The following is a 23,259-nucleotide window of genomic DNA, read 5'->3' on the forward strand; positions in this document are numbered from 1 at the left end:
TAGAAGGCACTACGGGCATATACTCATAGTGCTTTCTTTTTTCAAAGTGTTAGATAGATCAAAAAATGAAAGTAAATTAACAAAAAGATGAAAATTTAAATGATATAACGTGCGCTATATCTCATTTAAATGTAAGCGTGATGTCTATGATTGTTGCCGTATGTGATTAATATAAAAATTAAAGGAAAGAAAATGCGTAAAGTCACGTTAGCTTTTAGTGCAATTGCTTTAGCGTTAAGTTTAAATGGCGCGGCAATGGCAAAAGTTCATATGCCAGAAGTTGTAAACCCAGGTGTTACTGTTGCTCAATTAGCACAACAACAACCAATTAATTGGGTTTCTGTTGCAGAAATCGAGAAAAGTTTAGCTGGTCAAGCACCAATGGCTGTTGGTTTTGATATTGATGATACTGTTTTATTCTCAAGCCCAGGTTTTTACCGCGGTAAACTAGAATATTCTCCAAATGATTTCAGTTATCTGAAAAACCCAGAGTTCTGGGAAAAAATGAATAACGAGTGGGATAAATTCAGTATGCCTAAACAAGTCGGTATCGATCTTGTTCAAATGCACTTAAAACGTGGTGATACTGTTTATTTCATTACTGGTCGTACTCAAACTAAAACTGAGACTGTGACCAAATATGTTCAAGAAGGTTTAAATATCCCAGCTGATAAAATGCAACCTGTTATTTTCGCGGGTGACCAACCAGGCGCAAATAATAAAGTAAGCTGGATGCGTGATCATAAACTGAAAATTTACTACGGTGATGCTGATGCCGATATCGCAGCAGCAGATGAACTGAATATCCGTGGTATTCGTATTCTGCGCGCAGCTAACTCTTCTTACCAACCACTGCCAAAAGCAGGTCAGTTTGGTGAAGAAGTCGTTATCAATTCAGAATATTAATTTTTACCCTTTGTTTACCTTTATTTGTAAGGCGTAGGAAACTACGCCTTTTTTCTATCTAAAAATACCTTTCATTTAAATAAATTTATTTAGCAAATTTTAATTCTTAATTTCTATAAAACGCTTACTTTTATTTGTCTGTTTTTTTACCCTTCGGTTATTTTTCCATATAAAATAATATTGTGAATATAAAAACAGCAAAGTAGTCTTTTTATGATTAAATAAAATCAAATTCCCATCAAGGGTTTATAAAACTTTAAAAATATTAGTTTATTCCTATAAAACTCTTTTCCAAGCTCATCTAATATTCTAGGATACCAAAATAATAATAAGGGATGAGGGTAGAGGATTTATGGCGCACCAACCAATTAAAAGAGCAATCGCATATTCAGTTGTTATAGGCACACTGCTTTCAGGGCATTACGCTGTGGCAACTGAGACTGAATCAGTTGTGTTATCTACACCCGAAACAGAAACTGAGACATTAGTGCCTGTCATTAATGAAACGATGCTAGCACCCGTCAATGTGGCAATGAATATCCCACAAGTGACTGAGTTAGAGGCAAAAGCAAAGTTACAGTCGTGGCTCCCGATAGGATATAAACCATCATATTTAACTCAACTGGTAAAAGTCTACCAAGCGAATAACCTCGTACTTATTTGGCAAGATGAAAAAATCGCACAGCAATTACAAGAACAAATTGCAGAAGTGGCTATTTCAGGTATTCAGCCTCAATTTGGGCAATGGTTAGTACAATTAGAAACACCAGAGTTAACAAAAGAAGGGCGTGATATTATTTTATCAGACGCATTTCTTGGTTATATCAGTTTTGTTGAGCAAGTGAATAAATCAGGTGCATCTTTACTGTATCGAAATGCTACACAAACTTTGCCATCACCATCGGATAAATTCGTGGTTGATCTACAACAAAATATTCAAAATAACACTTTAGGCAGTTTCGTTATTTCTTATGCACCTTCTCACCCTTATTACAGTTTAATGAAAGAAGAAGTGCGCAAGCAATTACATAGTGCGGTTGTTTGGCCTGAAATGAAAGGAACAGGATCATTAAAGCCAAATCAATCCTCTGAAGAAGTCTTAGCACTTAGACAAATTTTGCGCCATTTAAAACTGATCCCTGAATTAGCAGAAAATGAACAAGAAATTGCAACAACTGTTTATGATGCGCCTTTAGTTGCGGCTGTTAAATTATTTCAAACGGCTCATGGGTTAGAACCAGATGGTGTTATAGGGCGACAAACGCGAGTGTGGTTGAATATAACCCCCGCACAACGTGCCAGTATTATGGCATTAAATATTCAACGCCTTCGGTTAACACCGGCCATAGGTGATACTGGAATTTGGGTGAATATTCCTGATTTTTCACTCTATTTTTATGCCAATAATGAGCTTATTCTTGATTCAAAAGTGATTGTTGGCAGACCAGATAGAAAAACGCCGATTATGAGCAGCGCGCTGAACAACGTAGTGGTTAATCCACCTTGGAATGTGCCAACAAGCATGACACGTAAAGATATTGTGCCTAGAGGTAAAGCTGATCCTAGCTACTTTAGTCGTAAGGGATATACCATTTATTCAGGGTGGGGGAATGATGCTTATCCTATTAACCCTTATGACATTGATTGGCAAAATATGAGCGCAAATAACTTCCCTTACCGAATTTGGCAGGCTCCAGGGCCAACAAACTCATTAGGGCGTTATAAATTTAATATGCCAAATTCAGATGCGATATATCTGCATGACACTCCAAATCATTCATTATTCTCAAAAAACATGAGAGCAATCAGTTCAGGTTGTATTCGTGTAAATAAAGCCTCTGAGCTTGCTTCAATTTTATTGAGTGATGCAGGATGGAAACAAGATAGAATTGATGCGGCATTAAAACGTGGTTCAACACAATATGCCCCAATTCCTGAACGTATCCCAGTTTATTTATATTATCAAACCGCATGGGTAGCGCAGGAAAATGCACCTCAATATCGTGCAGATATTTATGGTTATGACAAAAGCATTTCAAATGCCCAACCTTATTTAGAGAATATTAAGAAATACTTGTAATATAAAAAAGTATAAATTGAATAAAGGGTGGCTAAATTGGCTGCCATTTATTTATATATAAATCAATGAGATATTTTTATATATTGTATTTTTTAATAAGAAAAATGAAAGAGTAATAAATATACAAAATATTTTTAAAATTTCTATTAAAAATAGAATGATAAAAAGAGTCTTTAGTATAAATAACTAAATTAATAAGATTTGAAATGCTGATAAATTAAAATGAATCGTTATTTACAATACTATACAAACCATAAGAAACAATTCGGGAAAAATATTGTCATAATAAAGGTTCTTCCTCCTGAAATAATTTTTTGAGTGCATATACTATGGATATTATTGATTCACACCGCCGTAAGTGGCTGGGGCTCGGTATGGCCGCAGTGGGGTTAGGTTTATTGCCTTCTCATGCTTTTGCTTCATTAGCGACACCTCGCCCAAAAATTCTTCGCTTTAATAATTTAAATACTGGTGAAACTATTAAAGCCGAGTTTTTTGATGGAAAACGTTATAATAAACATGAACTTGCTAAACTAAACCATTTGTTTAGAGATTACCGACAAAATAAAATTAAAACGATTGATCCCGCCCTGTTTGACCAAATCTATTTACTGCAAGTAATGTTGAATAACAATAAACCCGTTGAACTTATTTCAGGTTATCGCTCTTTAGTGACCAATAATAATTTGCGCCAAAGCAGCAGTGGTGTCGCTAAGAAAAGCTACCATACTCGCGGACAAGCAATGGATTTTCGCTTAGTAGGCACAGAACTTTCAAAAGTTCGTCAAGTGGCGCTAAGAATGAAAGCGGGTGGTGTTGGATATTATCCGAGAAGTAATTTTGTGCATATTGATACAGGACCTGTTCGCTCATGGTAATCTATTGAGAATTAGTTAATAGAGAGTGGAGTGATTCATGATGTATCACATTGTACCTGTGACAAACTATATGCAAAATTGCACCCTTATTTGGTGTGATGAAACGAAGGAAGCGGCAATTGTTGATCCTGGTGGAGATGTCGAAACGCTTATTGCAGAAATCGAAGCCCGCCAATTAACATTAACCAAAGTATTATTAACACACGGACACTTTGATCATATTGCAGGCACCTCTCAAATTGTTGAGCATTTTAATGTTCCTGTTTATGGGCCACATAAAGATGATAGTTTTCTACTTGAAGAATTAGAACAACAGTGTCGTATGTTTAATTTTCCTTGTGGAAAATCATTTACACCAGATAGTTGGTTAAATGAGGGTGATACCGTGACAATCGGTAAAACAATTTCGTTATCTGTTTTACATTGCCCTGGTCATACACCAGGACATATTATTTTTGTTAACCACCAGAATAAACTCATTTCAATGGGTGATGTTTTATTTAAAGAAAGTATTGGTCGTACCGATTTCCCGCGTGGAAACCATGCCGATCTTATTGCATCAATCAAAAATAAAGTCTTACCTTTAGGTGATGATTATCTGTTTATTCCGGGACATGGCCCTATGTCTAATTTAGGTCATGAGCGCCAATACAATCCGTTTTTACAAGATGAAATGCCAATCTGGTGATCTGGTAATAGTGGCTATAAGCGAATAAATATGAAAGCTCTTTATTATAAAGAGCTTTTTTATCAGCAAAAAATGAGATTTGTATTTCTTTGATTGTAAATAAAAATGCCACGTTATTTAAATATAACGTGGCATTTATCTTAATTACGCTTTAGACGGCAATTAGAGCACAGCAACAATGGCTTCACATAGTGGAACCATATTCTCAAGAGTTAAACCAGCTACGTTAATACGACCTGAGCCTACGATATAAATACCGTATTCAGCGCGTAAACGCTCAACTTGCTCTTTATTTAAACCACTAAATGAGAACATACCATTTTGGTCAATAATAAAGCTAAAGTCTTGCTTAGCACCTTTTTCTTGTAGTGTCGTCACTAACAATTGACGCATACGCTGAATACGTTCGCGCATGGTTGTTAGCTCTTCAATCCATTCTTCTTTTAACTCTGGATTAGAAAGAATAGTTGTTACTACTGAAGCACCGTGTGCTGGTGGGTTTGAATAGTTGGCACGAATAATTGCTTTTGCTTGGCTAAAGGCTTTTTCAGCAGTGTCGCTATCTTTGGTGACAATGGTACATGCACCTACACGTTCATTATAAAGACCGAAGTTTTTAGAATATGAACTAGCAACAATAAGCTCAGAATTTTTTTCTGCAAATAGGCGTAAGCCTTGTGCATCTTCTTCAAGACCACGAGCAAAACCTTGATATGCAAAGTCAAAAACAGGTAACCAGCCTTTTTCTGCTGATAGTTCAGCTAATTGGCGCCATTGTTCTTCTGTTGGATCAATACCACTTGGGTTATGGCAGCAACCATGGAATAAGACAACGTCACCTGCTTGCGCATTTGCGAGACTAGCTAACATACCGTCAAAATCTAGCCCGCGATTTTCTGCATCATAATAATCATAATTACAGATCTCAAGACCTGCAGTTTGGAAAATATTATTATGGTTAGGCCAAGTTGGATTACTTATCCAGACGCGTTTTGCCGTGGTTTGTTGAGCAATAAAATCAGCAGCAATACGCAAAGCACCTGTACCACCTGGAGCTTGTGCTGTACGTGCGCGTTTTTCAGTGATAATAGGGTGTTGTTCACCAAACAAAAGTGCTTGGGTCACATTGCCAAATTCAGGGATACCGCTAATAGGAAGGTAATTTTTAGTGGTTTCGTTTTCTAACAGGTATTTTTCTGCTTTCTTAACAGTGGTTAAAACAGGGGTTTTACCTGTTTCATCCTTGTAAACACCAATCCCTAAGTTAATTTTGTTTTCACGAGGATCAGAACGGAAACTATCAGCTAAACCCAGAATAGGATCGGCTGGTGCAGCAATGATTTTCTCAAACATAGTGTAATTGTTCCCTAAGCTCAAAACGAAGCCGAAATATGAGTATCAAGAGTAACGCTATGAGGCCTTTTTGCCAACTGTTTGTAGAGAAATTAACAAGAAGTTGTGAACTAAGTGAGAATAAATAGCAAATCAAGATGTAAATAAGTGAATATCCTGTGATTACATTAACATGTAAAAATAATCACTAAAAAGACATAATTGTTTAGTATGATAAACTTTTTGAGATTGTTAAAAATAAAGAAGTGGCAATATTTTTCAGTGAATAAATAAACAGATCCACCGTCAATGAAAAAATAAAAAGAAAGAAAATATTAGGAATAAGAAGAAAAAAGCGAGCTAAATAACAAGAGATTAAGATTGGAAGTAGAGGGATAAATAAAAAAGCAACACCGAAGTGCTGCTTTTCAAATCAATTAACTTGACTGTTTAATTACCTAAGCGGTAATTAGAACTGATAAGTCAGACCTAAACCAACTACGTTGTCGTCGTTGATGCCCAGTTTGTTATCAGATTTCAGCAGGTTGATTTTGTAATCAACAACTGCAGTCATGTTTTTGTTAAATTTGTAGAAAGAACCTACAGAGATATATTTAACTAAATCTTCATCACCAACATAAGCAATACCAGTGTCTGTTGTTTGGTTCAGACTTTTACCTTTAGATTGAACATAACCTAAAGATGGTTTCAGACCTAAATCAGCAAAGTCATACTGCGCAGTTAACTCAATGTTTTGAGTTTTGTTAGCAATGCCTTTATTGAAGCTAGTCATGTTACGAGTTTCACCGTACATCGCTGCTAAGTAAACATTGTTAGCTGCGAATTTAGCACCAACGTTCCATGCTTCTGCACGAGAACCTTTAGCAGTGCTGTTATCTTGCTGCCAAGAAGTACGAGCAGAGCTTGAATAACCACCACCCAGAGTTACGCCCCAACCTAAGTTGTAAGCTGTAGAGAAACCGAAGCCGTCACCATTAGCTTTTTTACCATCACGATTGTTGATAGTATTTTCGTTGTTTTTGCCTTGGTATTGCAGAGCAAAGTTCAGGCCATCAACATAACCGAACATATCAGTATTACGGTAAGTTAAAACACCAGTAGTACGGCTAGTCATGTAAACGTCAGTTTGTGCCATGGAGTCGCCGCCCCATAAAGGCAGTACGTCTGTCCATGCGTTGGTGTCGTAAATTACACCGTAGTTACGACCGTAGTCTAGTGAACCGTAGTCAGCAAATTTGAAACCAGCATAAGCAAAACGAGCACGTGAATCAGTGTCACCTTCAGCGTTACTTGTACGGATTTCGTATTCGAAACGACCAAAACCAACTAAATCTTTATTGATTTGAGTTTCGCCTTTGAAGCCGATACGTGCACGAGATGCATCACCGTCTTCACCTGAGTCTTTATCAGCGAAGTAATGACGAACGTCAACTTTACCGTAGATGTCTACTTTGTTGCCGTCTTTGTTATACATTTCAGCTGCGTTTGCTGCACCAGCAAACATTAAAGCTGGGATTACCACTGCAAGAAGATTGCGCTTCATCATTATTATTACCCTCATTGGTGTTATTCAGACACCTTTGCCACTGCCAGAAATAGTTTCTTAATTTTTATGGAACTATTTATGAGAGTTAAGTGTCGTCTGTGTCGGGTGACAGTGTTCCATTGGTAAAAAATTTTATCTACCCCCAATTTGCTACAAAAACGAAAAAAGTGTAACAAATTGTAACTATGTATTTCAAAGTGTGTATTTTGGGGAACTTTTGAATTAAATAACAGCCATGCATAAAAAAAGCCAACCTTGCGGTTGGCTTCTTCACTTAAGTAAAACTAGTACAATAAAACAGCAATGCAAATTTTCAGTTGAATATTAATTAATCACTAAATTAAAAATCTGCATTTCTTGGTGTACGTGGGAATGGAATAACTTCACGAACGTTTGCGACACCGGTCACATAAGCAACTAAACGTTCAAAACCTAAACCAAATCCTGAATGAGGTACGGTGCCATAACGACGCAGGTCGCGATACCACCAGTAGTCTTCTTTGTTCATTCCCATTTCTTCTAAACGTTTATCAAACATATCTAAACGTTCTTCACGTTGAGAACCACCGATGATTTCACCAATTCCCGGCGCTAATACGTCCATTGCTGCAACTGTTTTACCGTCTTCATTCATACGCATATAGAATGCTTTGATATCTTTCGGGTAGTTTTTCACAACAACAGGTGCTTTAAAGTGTTTCTCTGCAAGATAACGCTCATGCTCAGAAGAGAGGTCAACACCCCAATAAACTGGGTTTTCAAATTTCTCACCACAGTTTTCAAGCACAGTGACCGCATCGGTATAATCGATTTGAGCAAAATCAGAAGTGATAAAGTTTTCTAAGCGTGAGATAGCGTCTTTATCGACACGTTGTGCAAAGAACTCCATATCATCTTTACGCTCTGCTAATACGGCTGCAAAGGTGTATTTCAGCATTTTTTCGGCAAGTGCTGCGATATCGTTAAGATCAGCAAATGCCACTTCAGGCTCAACCATCCAGAATTCAGCAAGGTGACGACTGGTATTTGAGTTTTCAGCACGGAATGTTGGACCAAAAGTATACACTTTGCTTAATGCTGAAGCATAAGTCTCACCATTCAATTGACCTGATACGGTTAAAAACGCTTCACGGCCAAAGAAGTCTTCACTGAAATCGACTTCGCCTTTATCTGTGCGTGGCAGATTGTTCATATCAAGTGTAGAGACACGGAACATTTCGCCTGCACCTTCAGTATCAGCCGCAGTGATCAGTGGCGTAGAAACCCAGAAGAAGCCTTGTTCATCGAAGAAACGATGTAGTGCTTGTGCTAATGTGTGACGAACACGAGCAACTGCACCAATTAAGTTAGTACGAGGACGAAGGTGAGCAACTTCACGTAGGTACTCAATACTATGACGTTTGGCGGCCATCGGATAAGTTTCCGGATCATCGACCATTCCTACCACAACAACATTGGTGGCATGAATTTCAAAGTTCTGTCCCTGGCCCGGAGATTCAACAATTTTACCGGTGACTTCCACAGAACAACCTGTGGTTAAGTGCAGCACTTCATCTTGATAATTCGGTAAATTATTATTAATGATGGCCTGTACTGGATTAAAGCAGGAACCGTCATAGACGGTAAGAAATGAGATACCAGCTTTTGAATCTCTTCTTGTACGTACCCAACCGCGAACGGTGACGTCTTCGCCAACCGCGATACGGCCTTGCAGTACGTCGACTACAGGCGCAACGATCATAAATAAATCTCTCTTCGTTTAATTAAAATAATTGTTTGGTTAATTCACTCTGCCCCTGTCGGACAGTTTTTCTATGTTACTTGCAATAGCGCAGGAAACAAGTAGGAAATTTTAGTTTAAAGAGTCAATAAAGAAGAGAAAAGCTTTTGTATAAAATAAATTGACAAAAATAGGAGAAATATTGATAAAAGTAGGGGTTATGACAAAAGAAAGGGTAATTATTACCCTTTCTTTTATTAATGAAGATTTTTAGCTAATTAACAGGCTTGTTTGACAAGTGGAACATCAAAGGCTTTGCGTAGCTTGTCAACAAAATCATCGTCTTCGCAAATGGTTTTGCCTGGGCTATCTGATAATTTAGCAACGGGCTTACCATTACACTCCACCAGCTTAATGACAATATTAAGTGGCGTTATCTCTGGAATGTTACAAGTGAGCCGAGTACCAATACCAAAGATTAAACGAATGCGTTTATGGAAATGTTTATAAAGTACTAATGCCTTTTGAAAATCGAGGCTATCAGAAAAGACTAATACTTTACTCATTGGGTCGATGCCCAGTTTCTCATAATGCGCAATCGCTTTTTCACCCCATTCAATAGGATCACCAGAGTCGTGACGTAAACCTTGATAACTCTCTGCAAAGTCCTTATCAAAATCACGCAAAAAAGCATCCATCGTAATACAGTCAGTTAATGCAATACCTAATTGATCGGGGTATTCATCTAACCAAGATTGTAAAGCTGCTCGCTGGCTATTGGCCAGCTCTGGACTAATCTGCTGATGCGCCTGAAACCACTCATGAGCTTGTGTACCCACAGGGGCTAATTGCATGCGTTCTGCTAAATGATAGTTACTTGTACCAATAAGATAAGGGAAATGATTTTTCAGCTCATCCACAATGGCGCACTGTACATCATAAGAAAAACGGCGACGAGTACCAAAATCCATCAATTTAAAATCGGCTAAGTCGATCTGCTGTTCAGCAGCATCACGGTAGAAGATATCAATTAATTTACGTAATTGATTAACTGCGTCATCTGGTGTGATTTGAGGTGAACGAGCACGATGTACAATTTCACTCACTAAAGCCAACAAAGGTACTTCCCATAAAATAACTTCACGCCAAGGGCCTGTAATTTTTATGGTAAGTTGGTTTTCAGGTGTGGTTGAAATATGGACTTGTTCTGGCTTAAAGCGGAAATGCTTAAACCATTGCAGATAGTCATTTTTGAAAAAAGGGAGACTCTGAAGATAGTCAAATTCTTCATTCGTTAATGACAAGTCTGCCATCATGTTAACTTGATGGCGTAAGGTTGTTGCATATTCACCTAGACGTTCATCACTCCGACAACGGAACTCAGCAACGACAGGAATATCACTATAATGATGGTAAACCGCTTGTTGCATGTGGAGCTTGTATGCATCGGTATCCAACAGTGATGTAATAATCGGTGTAGCGTCTAAAATCATAGCGCGTCAAGCATCCTCACGGAGCGTTTTTATGTCTGCTAAATCGTTAAGGTTGGAGAGTATACCCGAATATGGCGACAAAGCGTCACTATTCAACAATATTTCTCTGCAACATAAAAACAAGCTGTAAAACTTAGATGAGTTTACCACGTTAAACATAATTTGGGAGTATATTAGCATCATTTACCAAATAAATTGATTACATATATTAATAAACCATTAACATTCTTTTGACTTTTAATGTTTTCAATTGAATATTCGACTGGCTAAACAGATTTTTGACGAGTAAGCTTTGGCAATATAACCGTTAAATAGTCGTGTTAACTAAAAGGTTTTTTTCTATGACACAACAAAGAATCGCGAAATTTCGCAAAGATTATCTAGCCCCTGACTACACAATCACCGATTTACATCTTGATTTTATCTTAGATAAAGAAAACACTCAGGTTACAGCGATCAGCCAATGTAAACGTCTAAACTCAAATGCGACAGCATTAGTATTAGATGGTGAAGATTTAACATTAAAATCAATTTCAGTTAATGATGTTGCTTGGACACACTATAAAGAAGAAAACGGCAAACTCATCATTGAACAATTACCAGAGCAATTTACATTAAAAATTGTCAACGAAATTAATCCATCAGCCAATACAGCATTAGAAGGGCTGTATGTGTCAGGTGACGCATTGTGTACACAATGCGAAGCTGAAGGTTTCCGTCATATTACTTATTATTTAGATAGACCTGATGTGTTAGCTCGTTACACCACAACAATTACTGCAGATAAAAAACAGTATCCTTATTTATTATCTAATGGTAACCGTATCGCACAAGGTGAACTTGAAGATGGACGTCATTGGGTAACATGGGAAGATCCACATCCAAAACCAAGTTATTTATTTGCAGTTGTTGCGGGTGATTTTGATGTATTACGAGATACTTTTACCACCAAAAGCGGTCGTGAAGTTGCTTTAGAGCTTTTTGTTGATAAAGGCAATTTAGATCGTGCAGATTGGGCAATGACATCATTGAAAAATGCGATGGCATGGGATCAATCTCGCTTTAATTTAGAATACGATCTCGATATCTATATGATAGTCGCTGTTGATTTCTTTAATATGGGTGCGATGGAGAATAAAGGACTGAATGTCTTTAACTCTAAATATGTGCTAGCAAAAAGTGAAACGGCAACTGACAAAGATTACTTAGGTATTGAGTCTGTTATTGGTCATGAATATTTCCATAACTGGACAGGCAACCGAATTACTTGTCGTGATTGGTTCCAGTTAAGCCTAAAAGAAGGTTTAACGGTTTTCCGTGATCAAGAATTCAGTTCAGATTTAGGCTCTCGTTCTGTTAATCGGATCAATAATGTACGAGTGATGCGTACCGCACAGTTTGCAGAAGATGCAAGCCCTATGGCACATCCAATTCGTCCTGATAGTGTGATCGAAATGAATAACTTCTATACTTTAACAGTATATGAAAAAGGTTCAGAAGTGATCAGAATGATCCACACTTTATTAGGTGAAGTGCAATTCCAAGCGGGCATTCAAATGTATATTCATCGTCACGACGGTAGTGCTGCTACCTGTGACGATTTTATTCAAGCGATGGAAGATGCTTCTAATGTGGATCTCACTTTATTCCGTCGTTGGTATAGCCAATCAGGTACACCACAACTGACAGTGCGTGACAGCTATGATGTGAATAAAAAGCAATACACCTTAACTGTTAGTCAAATGACACCACCAACAGCTGATCAAGCTGAAAAACAAGTGCTACACATTCCATTAGATATTGAATTGTATGATCATAAAGGCAATGTGATCCCTCTGCGTTCACAAGGTCAGGCGATTTCTAATGTATTGAATATCGTCCGTGAAGAACAACAATTTGTATTTGATGACGTTCCAGAACAGCCAATCCCATCTTTATTACGTGAGTTTTCTGCGCCTGTAAAACTTGATTATCCATTTACGGATGAGCAATTGTCCTTTTTAATGAAATATGCTCGTAATGCATTTTCACGTTGGGATGCAGCGCAATCATTGTTGGGCCGCTATATAAAAGAAAATGTTACTCGAGTTCAAAAAGGTGAAAACTGCATTCTTCCTGAAATGGTGATTGATGCTTTCCGCGCAGTATTGCTTGATAAAGATATCGATCCTGCATTAGCTGCACTTATTCTGACATTACCAACAGATGTCGAAGCAGGTGAATCATTTAGTATTATTGATCCAATAGCTATTCATGAAGCACTTGGCTTTATTCGTAAAACACTGGCAACTGAAATGGCAGATGAATTCTCTGCTGTTTACCATTCTATGCATATTGGTGCTTATCGTGTTAATCATGATGATATTGCAAAGCGTGATTTACGTAATGTTTGCTTAGGTTATTTAGCGGTTGAAAATGAGCAAACAGGTAATCAACTTGTCGATGCACAATATCACAACAGCGATAACATGACTGATGCTCTTGCCGCACTTAATGCTGCTGTAATGGCGCAGTTACCTTGCAAAGATGCGTTATTACAAGAGTTCGATGATAAATGGCATCAAGATGGTTTAGTGATGGACAAATGGTTTAGCTTACAAGCCATGAGCCCAGCAAAAGATGTGTTACAGACAGTACGTAGTCTGTTATCTCATCGCTCATTTACACTAGCAAATCCTAACCGTACTCGTGCGTTAATCGGTGCATTTGTGAATAATAATCCAGTGGCTTTTCATGCTGAAGATGGTTCTGGTTACTTATTATTGACAGAAATTCTGACTGACTTAAATAGTCGTAATCCACAAGTTGCTTCACGCCTTATTGAACCGTTTATTCGTTTAAAACGTTATGACGCAACACGCCAAGAAAAAATGCGTGCAGAGTTATTAAAACTGAAAGCACTTGAGAATCTATCAGGTGATCTTTATGAGAAAATTACCAAAGCGTTAGCTGATTAATCTCGCGCTTAATATCACTTTATGAGTGAATAAGTAGCGAAAAATTAGCATGATAATCAGATCCCCAGCATAGTCTGGGGATTTTTTATGGCTAATTGTGAAATTGAAGCGTTTACTTTTCGTGCTTTTATCTATATGATGCACGACGCTTAAATTGTCGTAGACATATCATTCCTAATACCCGATATTCTCAATGGAGATCGTATGTATTATTCCTTAGTAAGGAAGGCATTGTTTCGGCTAGATCCTGAACGTGCCCATGATTTTACCTTCCGTCAGTTAAAACGTTTATCTCATTCCCCATTTCAATTTCTTATTCAGCAATCACTTCCTTCAAAACCTGTTTCCTGTATGGGACTCTCATTTAAAAATCCACTTGGTCTTGCTGCTGGTCTTGATAAGAACGGTGATTGTATAGATGCACTTGGTGCTATGGGATTTGGTTTTATTGAAGTCGGCACTGTGACGCCACGCCCTCAAGTTGGAAATGATAAACCGCGTTTATTTCGTTTAGTGGAAGCTGAAGGGTTAATTAACCGTATGGGATTTAATAATCTCGGTGTTGATAACCTTATTGAAAATGTAAAACAATCTCGTTATGGTGGTGTGCTAGGTATTAATATTGGTAAAAATAAAGATACTCCTGTAGAGCAAGGCAAAGACGATTATCTGATTTGTATGGAAAAAGTTTATGCGCATGCTGGTTATATCGCGATCAATATTTCATCACCAAATACTCCGGGCTTGCGTACACTGCAATATGGTGAAGCATTAGACGATTTGTTATCTGCAATTAAAAATAAACAATTAGAGTTGCAAGGAAAATATCAAAAATATGTTCCTGTTGCTGTTAAAATTGCACCTGATTTAACACATGAAGAATTAATTCAAGTTGCAGATAGCTTAGTGCGTCATCATATTGATGGTGTTATTGCGACAAATACCACATTAGATAAGTCATTAGTCAGTGGATTAGATCACTGTAATGAAGCTGGGGGATTAAGTGGTCGTCCGGTACAATCAAAAAGCACACAAATAATTCGCCAATTAAATGAAGAATTAAAAGGCGCATTACCTATTATTGGTGTAGGTGGAATTGATTCATTAACTGCAGCAAGAGAGAAAATGGATGCTGGTGCTTCTCTCATTCAAGTCTATTCAGGATTCATTTATCAAGGTCCTGCACTTATCAAATCTATAATTAATCATATCTAAATACATTTTATAATGAGTTAAGGGCTTTTCTTCTGCCCTTAACTCGTTTATATTGCCCCTAGTTGGTTATTTTTTATTAAATTGCACTGATTGTGCTTAATTAATAGTAAAATGAATCCTGTTTTTGTTAGGTGATATTAAATATTTTATTTATGTCATTTAATTTTGATTATTTGTCAGAGTATAAAACAGGTAATGAATCGAAGGGGGATTAATTAGTGATAATAAAACCCGATGATCGCTGGCGTTGGTATTTTGATGTTGAGCAACAAAGATTAATGCTTGATTTAGCCAATGGCATGGTTTTTCGTTCTCGCTTTCCAAGTAAAATGTTAAGTGAGAGTGCTTGCCAATCAGCATCTTTTACCGTCGATGATGCGGCTCTTTATTATGGATACGATGAGCAGATCCGCCAAATTGATATGCCATCAGAATCAAGAGCTGAATTAGCTTTAAATGCATTAATAGCCCATCGCTTTTTAAAGCCACTGATGCCTAAGAGTTGGTATTTTGAAGTTAACAATAATCCAACTAACCCTTATTTATCACAAGTGGTAGAGGCTTCATTAAAAGAAGGTAATGAAACAGCCCTTTTTTTAGTGGCAGAAGTGGGTACTCAAGCTTGTTTATGTTTATTAGCGCAACCGCAATTAACGTTATTCGATAGAACACTTAATTTTTGTGACCCAATAAAAATTATGAATGACAGGTTAAGCAATTACCATAAAGAGTCGGAGTCAGGATCATTTTTGTACGAAAAAGTTATTTAACAAAAAGAGTAAAAAGGACTTACTCTTTTTATTATTACTCATTAATTTAACATTCCAAAAACAAATTCACCTTAAACAACACTTCCTAAAATCAAATCTCTATTATTTTTTCTTACAATACATTTCTAGAAACAAATAAAATGAGTTTATCAATATTCATTACTTAGGTCTTAATAAGATAATTCTTATTAAATAAACTATTTTATTTAAAATAAAAAAGAAGATAAGGACAAATTACCTTCTTTTAATTTGTGATAAAGATAAGTGTTATTTTTTATTAAGTGAAAGTTTCACATTACCGTTAGGAACACAGCTACAGGCTAAGATTTTACCTGAGCATTATGGCTGAGCCAAGATAACCCTTTTTTATTAAAAATACTCTTTCATGGAAAGGGGACATGATTGGTCAAGAATTTGTGTGGTTATTAATATGACACTTTGAATAAGAGAAATTTTCTTATGTCGTGCCTAATGTTGAATGTGAACTATGAATAAAGCGGTTTATAAATCTCGTATCAAAAAACAGAATGGTCAAATAATAGTGTGTTGCTCATATTCGAACACTATTGTCATTGCATGATTGAATATAAAAGGAATTTATATGAGTGAACGAGTCAAACCGATCGAAGTAATGAGACGTAACATTTGCCCTGTATGCGCAAAAATGGACTGTCCATTTTTAACAAAGGATAAGCATTGCAAAGAGATGATGGATGCTTTCAGGGAAGGTGATATACCCAAAGCAATAAAAATTTATTCTCAGCGTTATTTACCGTATGCAGGGCTGATGAGTGGTAGTCTAAAGAAAGCAGTTGAAACATATGATTCTATTGTTCAAATATTTACATCGACATCTAAGCAGCAAATCAGTATTCCTGCTGAGTTAAATACAGCAATAATATCTGCACAGTCTACGTTAATACCAGGAAAGAGTATCAATAAAGCCACATTAGCTCCAGTCGCTATATTCACTCCTGCAATAACAACGACAAGTGCAACGTCCGTGACAGAAACTTTAGGGGCTATTTTAGGGCGTGCATTAGGTTTAGGTGCTGGCCTTATGCTGTATTCTCCTCCTGTTGGGGTTGGGAGTTATAGATATCCTGCCGTTATTTACCAAGAGTATCCTAAAAACCAAGAAACCGCACTTACTGTGGCAGGGCTGAAATTAAACATCCCTAAAGAAGCACAGTTGAGAGATATTGCAAAGCAAAAAGGGATAATTAATACCTCAGCTACTGTAATCGAACAGGTAGTTAATGGGACGAAGCAAATTGAATTAGTGAGAACGGATGCACCTGTTAAAACTCGTGTAGTTGAAGCGAGAAAAACAGTTGAAAAAGGTATTTTTGCTTATACTTTACCAAATGAGAAATAAGAAAGAATAGTTCAGATTGGTAGTGTAGCGATATTAACGGGTACGGCTTTACCTCAACCTGAAAGGCATAAATATCTATCAGGTAAGGTATTCGATATACCTAGATTTAATAACTTACCTTTACAGCAACCAACATTCTTTACTGAAAGTGAGAAAAAGCAGTCCACGCTGAAAGAGCCTATAATTTTGGTGTTTCCATGGGAATTAGGGATAAAACCAATTTATTTATCAACGGGGAAAAAGGATAAACCTCGTCAGGGAGTAAAAGAACGTGGTCATAGTTATCATCCAGCACCAAGAACTGAAGATATTAAAGGATTGGGTATTCTTAAACCTGTCCAAGGTAAAACACCTAAACAAGGAAGAGCAGGTAAACGCAATCGCTGGAAAGGGGATAAAGGGCGAAGAATTTATGAATGGGATTCACAGTACGGTGAGCTGGAAGGATATCGCGCCAGTGATGGCCAGCATATTGGGGTCTTTGACCCAAAAACAGGTAACCAGTTAAAACCCGCTGACCCTAGACGTAATATCAAAAAATATCTATAAGGAAGATGAGATTATGGGATTGAAATTACATACTCAGTGGTTTGATAAAAAAACAGAAGAAATGATAGGAGAGGAATACTCAAAAGATTTTGGTGATGATGACTTCCTGATTGATGAAACAATTGACCCGAAAGACGAAAATATAATTAATAATGGCGTTTTTGATTTACACGAAGGTTGGGTCAAAGCTATTCAAAAGCATGTTACTTTATACTTAATAAGGTAATGCTTTTCTGGCAAACCATAACGACTGACAATGCAATGAATATTGGGGAAGCTTACTTGCCCTAAGAATTCAATAAACTCAGTTATATATGAGTGAGGTATAATTAATCAATTTAATGTTTACCGATAACGATATATATCATACATAACTGTGTTTATATTTAGTTTTTTATTTAATTTATTTGTTCATATCAATTTGATTTTTATTTTCTATTAAGCGAAAGTTTCACATTACCGTTAGGAATACAGCTACAGGCTAAAATTTTACCTGAACGTTTAATTGCGCCAGCTTTTAATGCATTAACATCGCCTTCATCCAATTGGATAACGCAAGAGCCACAAAGGCCAGCTCGGCAACTATAAGGAATGGTATAACCATTGTTTTCAAGCTGTTCTAACAGGACTTCTTGGTTATTACCTTCAAAAACCTCGCCGTTAAATTCAATGCTGACAGTCTGTTCTTGTGAGTTTCCAATGACGGGCGCTGATGGTGTTTCAATAGGTGTTGTTACAAGATACTGTTTTGCTTCTTTATAAGCTAATACTTCAACAGTATCTCCTACTCGAATAATACCAGTTTGGCGAATGATGACATTTTGACCAAAATCGACATCACCTGTTTCATCACTACGGAATGTTTGCAGTGTTGCAAGTGGTTCTGTGTTAGGATGTTTAACGCCTTTATCAATACTAATTGTGGTCATGATGCAACGGCTACAAGGTTTCATCAGATCCATCACAACAGAGCCAACACGAATAGTCTGCCAAGTATCTTCTTCAAAAGGCTTTGCACCTGTTATGAGGATATTACCTCGAAATTGCTCAATATTAATTGAAGCAGGGCAGCGTTGTTGTAAGTATTGAAATGAGGCTTCATTAATTAATAAGTAAGGGTAACCATCAGCGAAAGAAACAGCGGTTTCTGGATTTTTTTTCACTCGACGTGTCGATTTTTCGCCAGTCCAACGAAGTTGAACATCCATTTTTAAATAACGACTGAACCACTGATTTATTTCATCTGGAGCCACATACGCGGTAAAATGGTTGCCCCAAACTTCTGTCGGTTGCAATGTGGTCTCAAAATCTTGATAGGTGATAGCAATACCCTCACCATCAGGTGCTTGAATATAAATACCATTTGCCATGACAGTGGGAATAAAACACAGCAAAACGGGAAATTTTCGTGCCGTGATAAACGTCCCTTCTGGGGTGGTTATCATAAAATCACGATCAAACGTGAATCCGCTCTCACGAGCAAATGCATGAGAAAGTCGAATTCCCTTCATTGATTTAACTGGGTGTATATAAAGGCGTGAAACGTTGATCATCGGAGCTCCCAAAAGACATTATTATTTTTTATAGCCAGTAACTTTATGACAACGTAATACAATTAGCTATAATGCCCAACAATTTTATTTTAGGTGGTAACAATACTATGCGCTCTCTGTTTGCCAGCACAGGCCGAGGTCTGGAAGAACTATTAAAATCTGAACTTGAACACCTTGGTGCTCAGGCTTGCCAGATAACACAAGGCGGTGTTTATTTTCGTGCTGATGATAAAACCATGTATCAGTCTTTACTTTGGAGTCGTTTAGCGTCACGTATTATGTTGCCGTTAAATGAATTCAATGTTTATAGCGATCTAGACTTATATCTTGGTGTGCAGGCAATTGATTGGAGTGAAATTTTTACTGTTAATCAGACCTTTGCTATCCATTTTAATGGTACTAATGACATTATTCGTAATAGCCAATATGGTGCATTAAAAGCAAAAGATGCCATCGTTGACTCATTTCAACGCAAAATAGGGCAACGTCCTGATGTGGCTAAGCAATCTCCTGATATTCGCTTAACTATTCATCTTCATAAAGAAAAAGCATCACTCTCTTTAGACTTAAGTGGTGATGGCTTACATCAACGTGGTTATCGTGATTTAACTGGGCAAGCACCTTTAAAAGAAAATTTAGCGGCTGCGATTATTATGCGTTCTGGTTGGAAAACCGATACACCATTAATTGACCCAATGTGTGGCTCAGGAACATTACTAATCGAAGCTGCCATGATGGCGACAGACTGTGCTCCAGCATTAAACCGAGTGCATTGGGGTTTTCGTCATTGGTTAGGCCATGATGAAACATTGTGGAAAGAAGTTACTCATGAGGCTTTTGCGCGTTTTCGTGAAGGCAAAAAGAATACAACCGCCCGTTTTTATGGTTTTGATGTTGATAAACGCGTGTTGGATATGGCTAGAGCTAATGCGCGTAGAGCTGATGTTGCTGATTTAATTACCTTTGCTCATGGTGATGCAGCAAAACTGACTAATCCTGTGTCAGCGGAAGTAAAAGGAACAATTATTAGTAACCCGCCTTATGGTGAACGTTTAGAAAGTGAGCCAGCACTAATTGCACTGCATAGTCAATTAGGAAGAGCTATAAAAGCACACTTCCCGGGTTGGCGATTATCGCTATTTAGTGCGTCACCTGAATTATTGAGTTGTATTCAATTACGTGCAGAACGTGAGTTCAAAGCAAAAAATGGCCCTCTTGATTGTGTACAGAAAAACTATTTACTTTCTGATACTCCATCAACGATTAATACTGGGCTTGCTGAAGATTTTGCAAACCGTTTGCGTAAAAATGAGAAAAAACTCGCGAAATGGGCAAAACAACAGCAAATTGAATGCTATCGCTTATACGATGCTGATTTACCTGAATATAATGTTGCTGTAGACCGTTATGGCGAAAAAGTGGTTATTCAAGAATATGCACCACCTAAAACAGTTAATGAACATAAAGCACGCCAACGTTTGTTTGATGTTATTAGCGCTACGATGGAAGTATTAGCATTACGTTCTGATCAACTGATTTTAAAAACCCGTCAACGCCAAAAAGGTAAATTACAGTATGAAAAAATGGCAGAGAAGGGTGATTTCTTTTTAGTTAATGAGTTTGGTGCAAAATTTTGGGTAAATCTTACGGATTACCTCGATACAGGACTGTTTTTAGATCACCGTATTGCACGAAAAATGCTGGGTGAAATGAGTAAAGGAAAAGATTTCTTAAACCTCTTTGCTTATACCGGTACTGCATCTGTACACGCTGGGATTGGTGGTGCAAAAAGCACGACGACAGTTGATATGTCACGTACCTACCTTGAATGGGCTGAGAAAAACTTCCAAGCAAATGGCCTATCAGGTAGACAACATCGTTTAATGCAGGCTGATTGTTTACAATGGTTAATGCAAAGCAATGAACAATTTGATGTGATTTTTATCGATCCACCTACGTTTTCTAACTCAAAGCGTATGGAAAATACCTTTGATGTTCAGCGCGATCATATTGAATTGATGAAACATCTAAAACGTTTGTTGAGAAAAAGTGGCACGATCATGTTCTCAAATAACAAACGTGGGTTCAAAATGGAACATGAAGAGTTAGCTAAAATAGGATTATCCGCAAAAGAGATAACACAGAAAACATTATCACAAGACTTTGCGCGTAACCGCCAAATCCACAATTGCTGGCTGTTAACTCATGCTGGTGAGGAATAATTTACAATGCCGTTAATTAGTTTGACAGGGGCTTATTTATCTTTCAGTGATGCTCCTCTATTAGATAGCACCGATTTATTTATTGAAGAAAATGAACGCGTTTGTTTAGTCGGGCGCAATGGTGCAGGAAAATCAACTCTATTAAGAGTGTTATCTAAAGAACAACCTTTAGATGATGGTCAAGTTGTTTATGAGCAAGATCTTGTAACCGCTCGCTTACAGCAAGATCCCCCAAGAGATATTGAAGGGACTATCTTTGATTTTGTTGCTGAAGGTGTTGAAGAAGATGCTAAATATCTAACAGATTATCATCATATTTCTAAATTGATTGAGACAGATCCTTCTGATAAAAATCTCAATAAAATGGCAGAGTTGCAAGAAGTACTTGATAGCCGTAACTTATGGTTACTTGATAGCCGAATTGCAGAAGTGCTAGAGAAACTGGGTTTAGATGGTGAGGCTGAGCTTTCTTCTTTATCGGGAGGGTGGTTAAGAAAAGCTGCATTAGGGCGTGCATTAGTTAGCGCACCAAGAGTGTTATTTTTAGATGAACCAACAAACCACCTTGATATTGAAACGATCCTTTGGCTTGAGAAATTCTTAAAAGATTTCCAAGGAAGCATCGTATTTATTTCCCATGACCGTTCATTTATTCGAAATATGGCAACCCGTATTATCGATCTTGATCGAGGCAAACTCTCTTCATGGCCAGGAAATTACGATAAATATCTTGAAAGCAAAGAAGAAGCATTACGTGTTGAAGAGCAACAAAATGCAGAATTTGATCGCAAATTAGCACAAGAAGAAGCGTGGATACGACAAGGAATTAAAGCACGACGTACACGTAACGAAGGTCGTGTACGAGCTCTAAAAGCATTGCGTGTTGAACGTAGTGAACGCCGTGAAGTATTGGGCAGTGCACGTATGCAAGTCGAAGAAGCAACTCGTTCTGGTAAGATCGTATTCGAGTTAGAAGATGTTAATTATAGCATTGGAACTCGCAAGTTAGTTCGTGATTTCTCTGCCAAAGTACAACGTGGCGATAAAATCGCGCTGGTGGGGCCAAATGGTTGCGGTAAAACCACATTATTAAAACTGATGTTAGGTGATTTAAAAGCTGATAGTGGCCGAGTGCATTGTGGTACCAAACTTGAAGTGGCTTATTTCGATCAACATCGTGCCACACTTGATCCCGATAAAACTGTGATGGATAACCTTGCTGAAGGCAAGCAAGAAGTCATGGTTAATGGTCGTCCTCGTCATGTATTAGGTTATTTACAAGACTTTTTATTTCCACCTAAGCGCGCAATGACACCTGTTCGGGCACTTTCTGGTGGTGAAAGAAATCGTTTATTACTGGCTCGTTTGTTTTTAAAACCAAGCAATCTACTTATTCTCGATGAACCAACCAATGATCTTGATGTTGAAACATTGGAGTTATTAGAAGAACTCGTGGATGCGTATCAAGGCACAGTTTTATTGGTTAGCCATGATCGTGAATTCGTTGATAATAGTGTCACGGAATGTTGGATCTTTGAAGGTGATGGCGTTATTAATAGTTATGTAGGTGGCTATTACGATGCTCAGCAACAAAGAGCACAAACAGTTTCACTGAGAAGTGAACAAAATAAATCACGTAATGCGCCAGAAAAAGCTGAAAAAGAAGCTAAAACTAAAGATAGCGCTAAAAAGAACACTCGTAGTGGCAACAAGTTAAGTTATCATTTAGCGCGTGAACTTGAACAACTACCCGCTAAGCTAGAAACTTTAGAAACACAGTTAAGCGCATTACAAGAAGAAGTGAGTGCTCCAGACTTCTTTACTCGTCCTCATGAGGAAACTGAAAAAGTTCTGAAAACACTTGCGGATAAAGAACAAGAGCTTGAAACCGCTTTTGATAGATGGCAAGAATTAGAACTGATGCAAAGTGGTGAATAAATCGCCAGCCGAA

General features: G+C 37.5%; 17 protein-coding genes. 12 read left to right on the top strand and 5 right to left on the bottom strand.

The features are described from left to right. Nucleotides 1-192: 192 nt before the first annotated feature. The 4 genes from aphA to DK866_RS10210 all read left to right on the top strand — a co-directional run bounded on the left by aphA (nucleotide 193) and on the right by DK866_RS10210 (nucleotide 4,552). The gene (aphA, locus tag DK866_RS10195) at nucleotides 193-906 is read left to right on the top strand and encodes an acid phosphatase AphA (RefSeq protein ID WP_109408805.1); all 714 of its coding nucleotides are present in this window, start codon (nucleotides 193-195) and stop codon (nucleotides 904-906) included. Nucleotides 907-1,258: 352 nt separating this feature from the next. Next, nucleotides 1,259-2,986 carry a L,D-transpeptidase gene (ldtD, locus tag DK866_RS10200; RefSeq protein ID WP_109408806.1) on the top strand — a complete coding sequence of 576 codons (1,728 nt, stop codon included), beginning with the start codon at nucleotides 1,259-1,261 and terminating at the stop codon, nucleotides 2,984-2,986. A gap of 329 nt (nucleotides 2,987-3,315) precedes the next feature. Next, nucleotides 3,316-3,864 (top strand): YcbK family protein, encoded by a 549-nt coding sequence (locus DK866_RS10205; protein ID WP_072062789.1) that lies wholly within the window; start codon nucleotides 3,316-3,318, stop codon nucleotides 3,862-3,864. 37 nt (nucleotides 3,865-3,901) lie between these two features. Then, complete coding sequence (locus DK866_RS10210) at nucleotides 3,902-4,552, top strand: MBL fold metallo-hydrolase (RefSeq protein ID WP_072069661.1); 651 nt, start codon at nucleotides 3,902-3,904, stop codon at nucleotides 4,550-4,552. A 162-nt stretch (nucleotides 4,553-4,714) separates the two neighbouring features. Here the strand turns inward: DK866_RS10210 and DK866_RS10215 are convergent, their stop codons facing one another. The 4 genes from DK866_RS10215 to pncB form a co-directional block, all read right to left on the bottom strand. After that, nucleotides 4,715-5,905: an amino acid aminotransferase gene (locus tag DK866_RS10215; protein WP_109408807.1), complete on the bottom strand. Its 1,191-nt coding sequence runs from the start codon at nucleotides 5,903-5,905 to the stop codon at nucleotides 4,715-4,717. 448 nt (nucleotides 5,906-6,353) lie between these two features. Continuing rightward, on the bottom strand, nucleotides 6,354-7,451 hold the full coding sequence (locus tag DK866_RS10220) for a porin (protein WP_109408808.1): 1,098 nt from the start codon (nucleotides 7,449-7,451) through the stop codon (nucleotides 6,354-6,356). 340 nt (nucleotides 7,452-7,791) lie between these two features. Continuing rightward, nucleotides 7,792-9,192, bottom strand: a complete 1,401-nt coding sequence (asnS, locus tag DK866_RS10225) for an asparagine--tRNA ligase (RefSeq protein WP_109408809.1) — start codon at nucleotides 9,190-9,192, stop codon at nucleotides 7,792-7,794. A 257-nt stretch (nucleotides 9,193-9,449) separates the two neighbouring features. Continuing rightward, on the bottom strand, nucleotides 9,450-10,664 hold the full coding sequence (pncB, locus tag DK866_RS10230; protein ID WP_109408810.1) for a nicotinate phosphoribosyltransferase: 1,215 nt from the start codon (nucleotides 10,662-10,664) through the stop codon (nucleotides 9,450-9,452). Nucleotides 10,665-11,005: 341 nt separating this feature from the next. Between pncB and pepN the strand changes: the two genes are divergently transcribed. The 6 genes from pepN (at nucleotide 11,006) to DK866_RS10260 (ending at nucleotide 17,759) form a co-directional block, all read left to right on the top strand. Next, a complete protein-coding gene (gene pepN / locus DK866_RS10235; RefSeq protein ID WP_109408811.1) occupies nucleotides 11,006-13,621 on the top strand; it encodes an aminopeptidase N in 2,616 nt (871 codons plus the stop codon). A gap of 204 nt (nucleotides 13,622-13,825) precedes the next feature. After that, nucleotides 13,826-14,836 (top strand): quinone-dependent dihydroorotate dehydrogenase, encoded by a 1,011-nt coding sequence (gene pyrD, locus DK866_RS10240; RefSeq protein WP_036912193.1) that lies wholly within the window; start codon nucleotides 13,826-13,828, stop codon nucleotides 14,834-14,836. A gap of 218 nt (nucleotides 14,837-15,054) precedes the next feature. Beyond that, a complete protein-coding gene (locus tag DK866_RS10245; RefSeq protein ID WP_109408812.1) occupies nucleotides 15,055-15,606 on the top strand; it encodes a cell division protein ZapC in 552 nt (183 codons plus the stop codon). Between the two features lie 601 nt (nucleotides 15,607-16,207). Further along, nucleotides 16,208-16,984, top strand: coding sequence for a hypothetical protein (locus tag DK866_RS10250; RefSeq protein ID WP_162556999.1), 777 nt, complete (start codon nucleotides 16,208-16,210; stop codon nucleotides 16,982-16,984). Between the two features lie 189 nt (nucleotides 16,985-17,173). Further along, nucleotides 17,174-17,533: a colicin E3/pyocin S6 family cytotoxin gene (locus tag DK866_RS20145; RefSeq protein WP_432206649.1), complete on the top strand. Its 360-nt coding sequence runs from the start codon at nucleotides 17,174-17,176 to the stop codon at nucleotides 17,531-17,533. 13 nt (nucleotides 17,534-17,546) lie between these two features. After that, complete coding sequence (locus DK866_RS10260) at nucleotides 17,547-17,759, top strand: colicin E3-like toxin immunity protein (RefSeq protein ID WP_109408815.1); 213 nt, start codon at nucleotides 17,547-17,549, stop codon at nucleotides 17,757-17,759. A 202-nt stretch (nucleotides 17,760-17,961) separates the two neighbouring features. Here DK866_RS10260 and DK866_RS10265 read toward each other — a convergent pair whose 3' ends face one another. Continuing rightward, nucleotides 17,962-19,086 carry a YcbX family protein gene (locus tag DK866_RS10265; protein ID WP_109408816.1) on the bottom strand — a complete coding sequence of 375 codons (1,125 nt, stop codon included), beginning with the start codon at nucleotides 19,084-19,086 and terminating at the stop codon, nucleotides 17,962-17,964. Nucleotides 19,087-19,193: 107 nt separating this feature from the next. Between DK866_RS10265 and rlmKL the strand changes: the two genes are divergently transcribed. Both rlmKL and DK866_RS10275 read left to right on the top strand, forming a co-directional pair. After that, complete coding sequence (gene rlmKL / locus DK866_RS10270; RefSeq protein WP_109408817.1) at nucleotides 19,194-21,308, top strand: bifunctional 23S rRNA (guanine(2069)-N(7))-methyltransferase RlmK/23S rRNA (guanine(2445)-N(2))-methyltransferase RlmL; 2,115 nt, start codon at nucleotides 19,194-19,196, stop codon at nucleotides 21,306-21,308. Between the two features lie 6 nt (nucleotides 21,309-21,314). Beyond that, a complete protein-coding gene (locus DK866_RS10275) occupies nucleotides 21,315-23,246 on the top strand; it encodes an ABC transporter ATP-binding protein (protein ID WP_109408818.1) in 1,932 nt (643 codons plus the stop codon). Nucleotides 23,247-23,259: the final 13 nt, after the last annotated feature.

The sequence above is a fragment of the Proteus genomosp. 4 str. ATCC 51469 genome (assembly GCF_003144375.1).
GTDB lineage: Bacteria > Pseudomonadota > Gammaproteobacteria > Enterobacterales > Enterobacteriaceae > Proteus.

What these genes read in the sequence shown, in the direction of transcription:
- aphA (WP_109408805.1), top strand. Translation starts at nt 193, where the DNA reads ATGCGTAAAGTCACGTTAGCTTTTAGTGCAATTGCTTTAGCGTTAAGT.
- ldtD (WP_109408806.1), top strand. Translation starts at nt 1,259, where the DNA reads ATGGCGCACCAACCAATTAAAAGAGCAATCGCATATTCAGTTGTTATA.
- DK866_RS10205 (WP_072062789.1), top strand. Translation starts at nt 3,316, where the DNA reads ATGGATATTATTGATTCACACCGCCGTAAGTGGCTGGGGCTCGGTATG.
- DK866_RS10210 (WP_072069661.1), top strand. Translation starts at nt 3,902, where the DNA reads ATGATGTATCACATTGTACCTGTGACAAACTATATGCAAAATTGCACC.
- DK866_RS10215 (WP_109408807.1), bottom strand. Translation starts at nt 5,905, where the DNA reads ATGTTTGAGAAAATCATTGCTGCACCAGCCGATCCTATTCTGGGTTTA.
- DK866_RS10220 (WP_109408808.1), bottom strand. Translation starts at nt 7,451, where the DNA reads ATGATGAAGCGCAATCTTCTTGCAGTGGTAATCCCAGCTTTAATGTTT.
- asnS (WP_109408809.1), bottom strand. Translation starts at nt 9,192, where the DNA reads ATGATCGTTGCGCCTGTAGTCGACGTACTGCAAGGCCGTATCGCGGTT.
- pncB (WP_109408810.1), bottom strand. Translation starts at nt 10,664, where the DNA reads ATGATTTTAGACGCTACACCGATTATTACATCACTGTTGGATACCGAT.
- pepN (WP_109408811.1), top strand. Translation starts at nt 11,006, where the DNA reads ATGACACAACAAAGAATCGCGAAATTTCGCAAAGATTATCTAGCCCCT.
- pyrD (WP_036912193.1), top strand. Translation starts at nt 13,826, where the DNA reads ATGTATTATTCCTTAGTAAGGAAGGCATTGTTTCGGCTAGATCCTGAA.
- DK866_RS10250 (WP_162556999.1), top strand. Translation starts at nt 16,208, where the DNA reads ATGAGTGAACGAGTCAAACCGATCGAAGTAATGAGACGTAACATTTGC.
- DK866_RS10260 (WP_109408815.1), top strand. Translation starts at nt 17,547, where the DNA reads ATGGGATTGAAATTACATACTCAGTGGTTTGATAAAAAAACAGAAGAA.
- DK866_RS10265 (WP_109408816.1), bottom strand. Translation starts at nt 19,086, where the DNA reads ATGATCAACGTTTCACGCCTTTATATACACCCAGTTAAATCAATGAAG.
- rlmKL (WP_109408817.1), top strand. Translation starts at nt 19,194, where the DNA reads ATGCGCTCTCTGTTTGCCAGCACAGGCCGAGGTCTGGAAGAACTATTA.
- DK866_RS10275 (WP_109408818.1), top strand. Translation starts at nt 21,315, where the DNA reads ATGCCGTTAATTAGTTTGACAGGGGCTTATTTATCTTTCAGTGATGCT.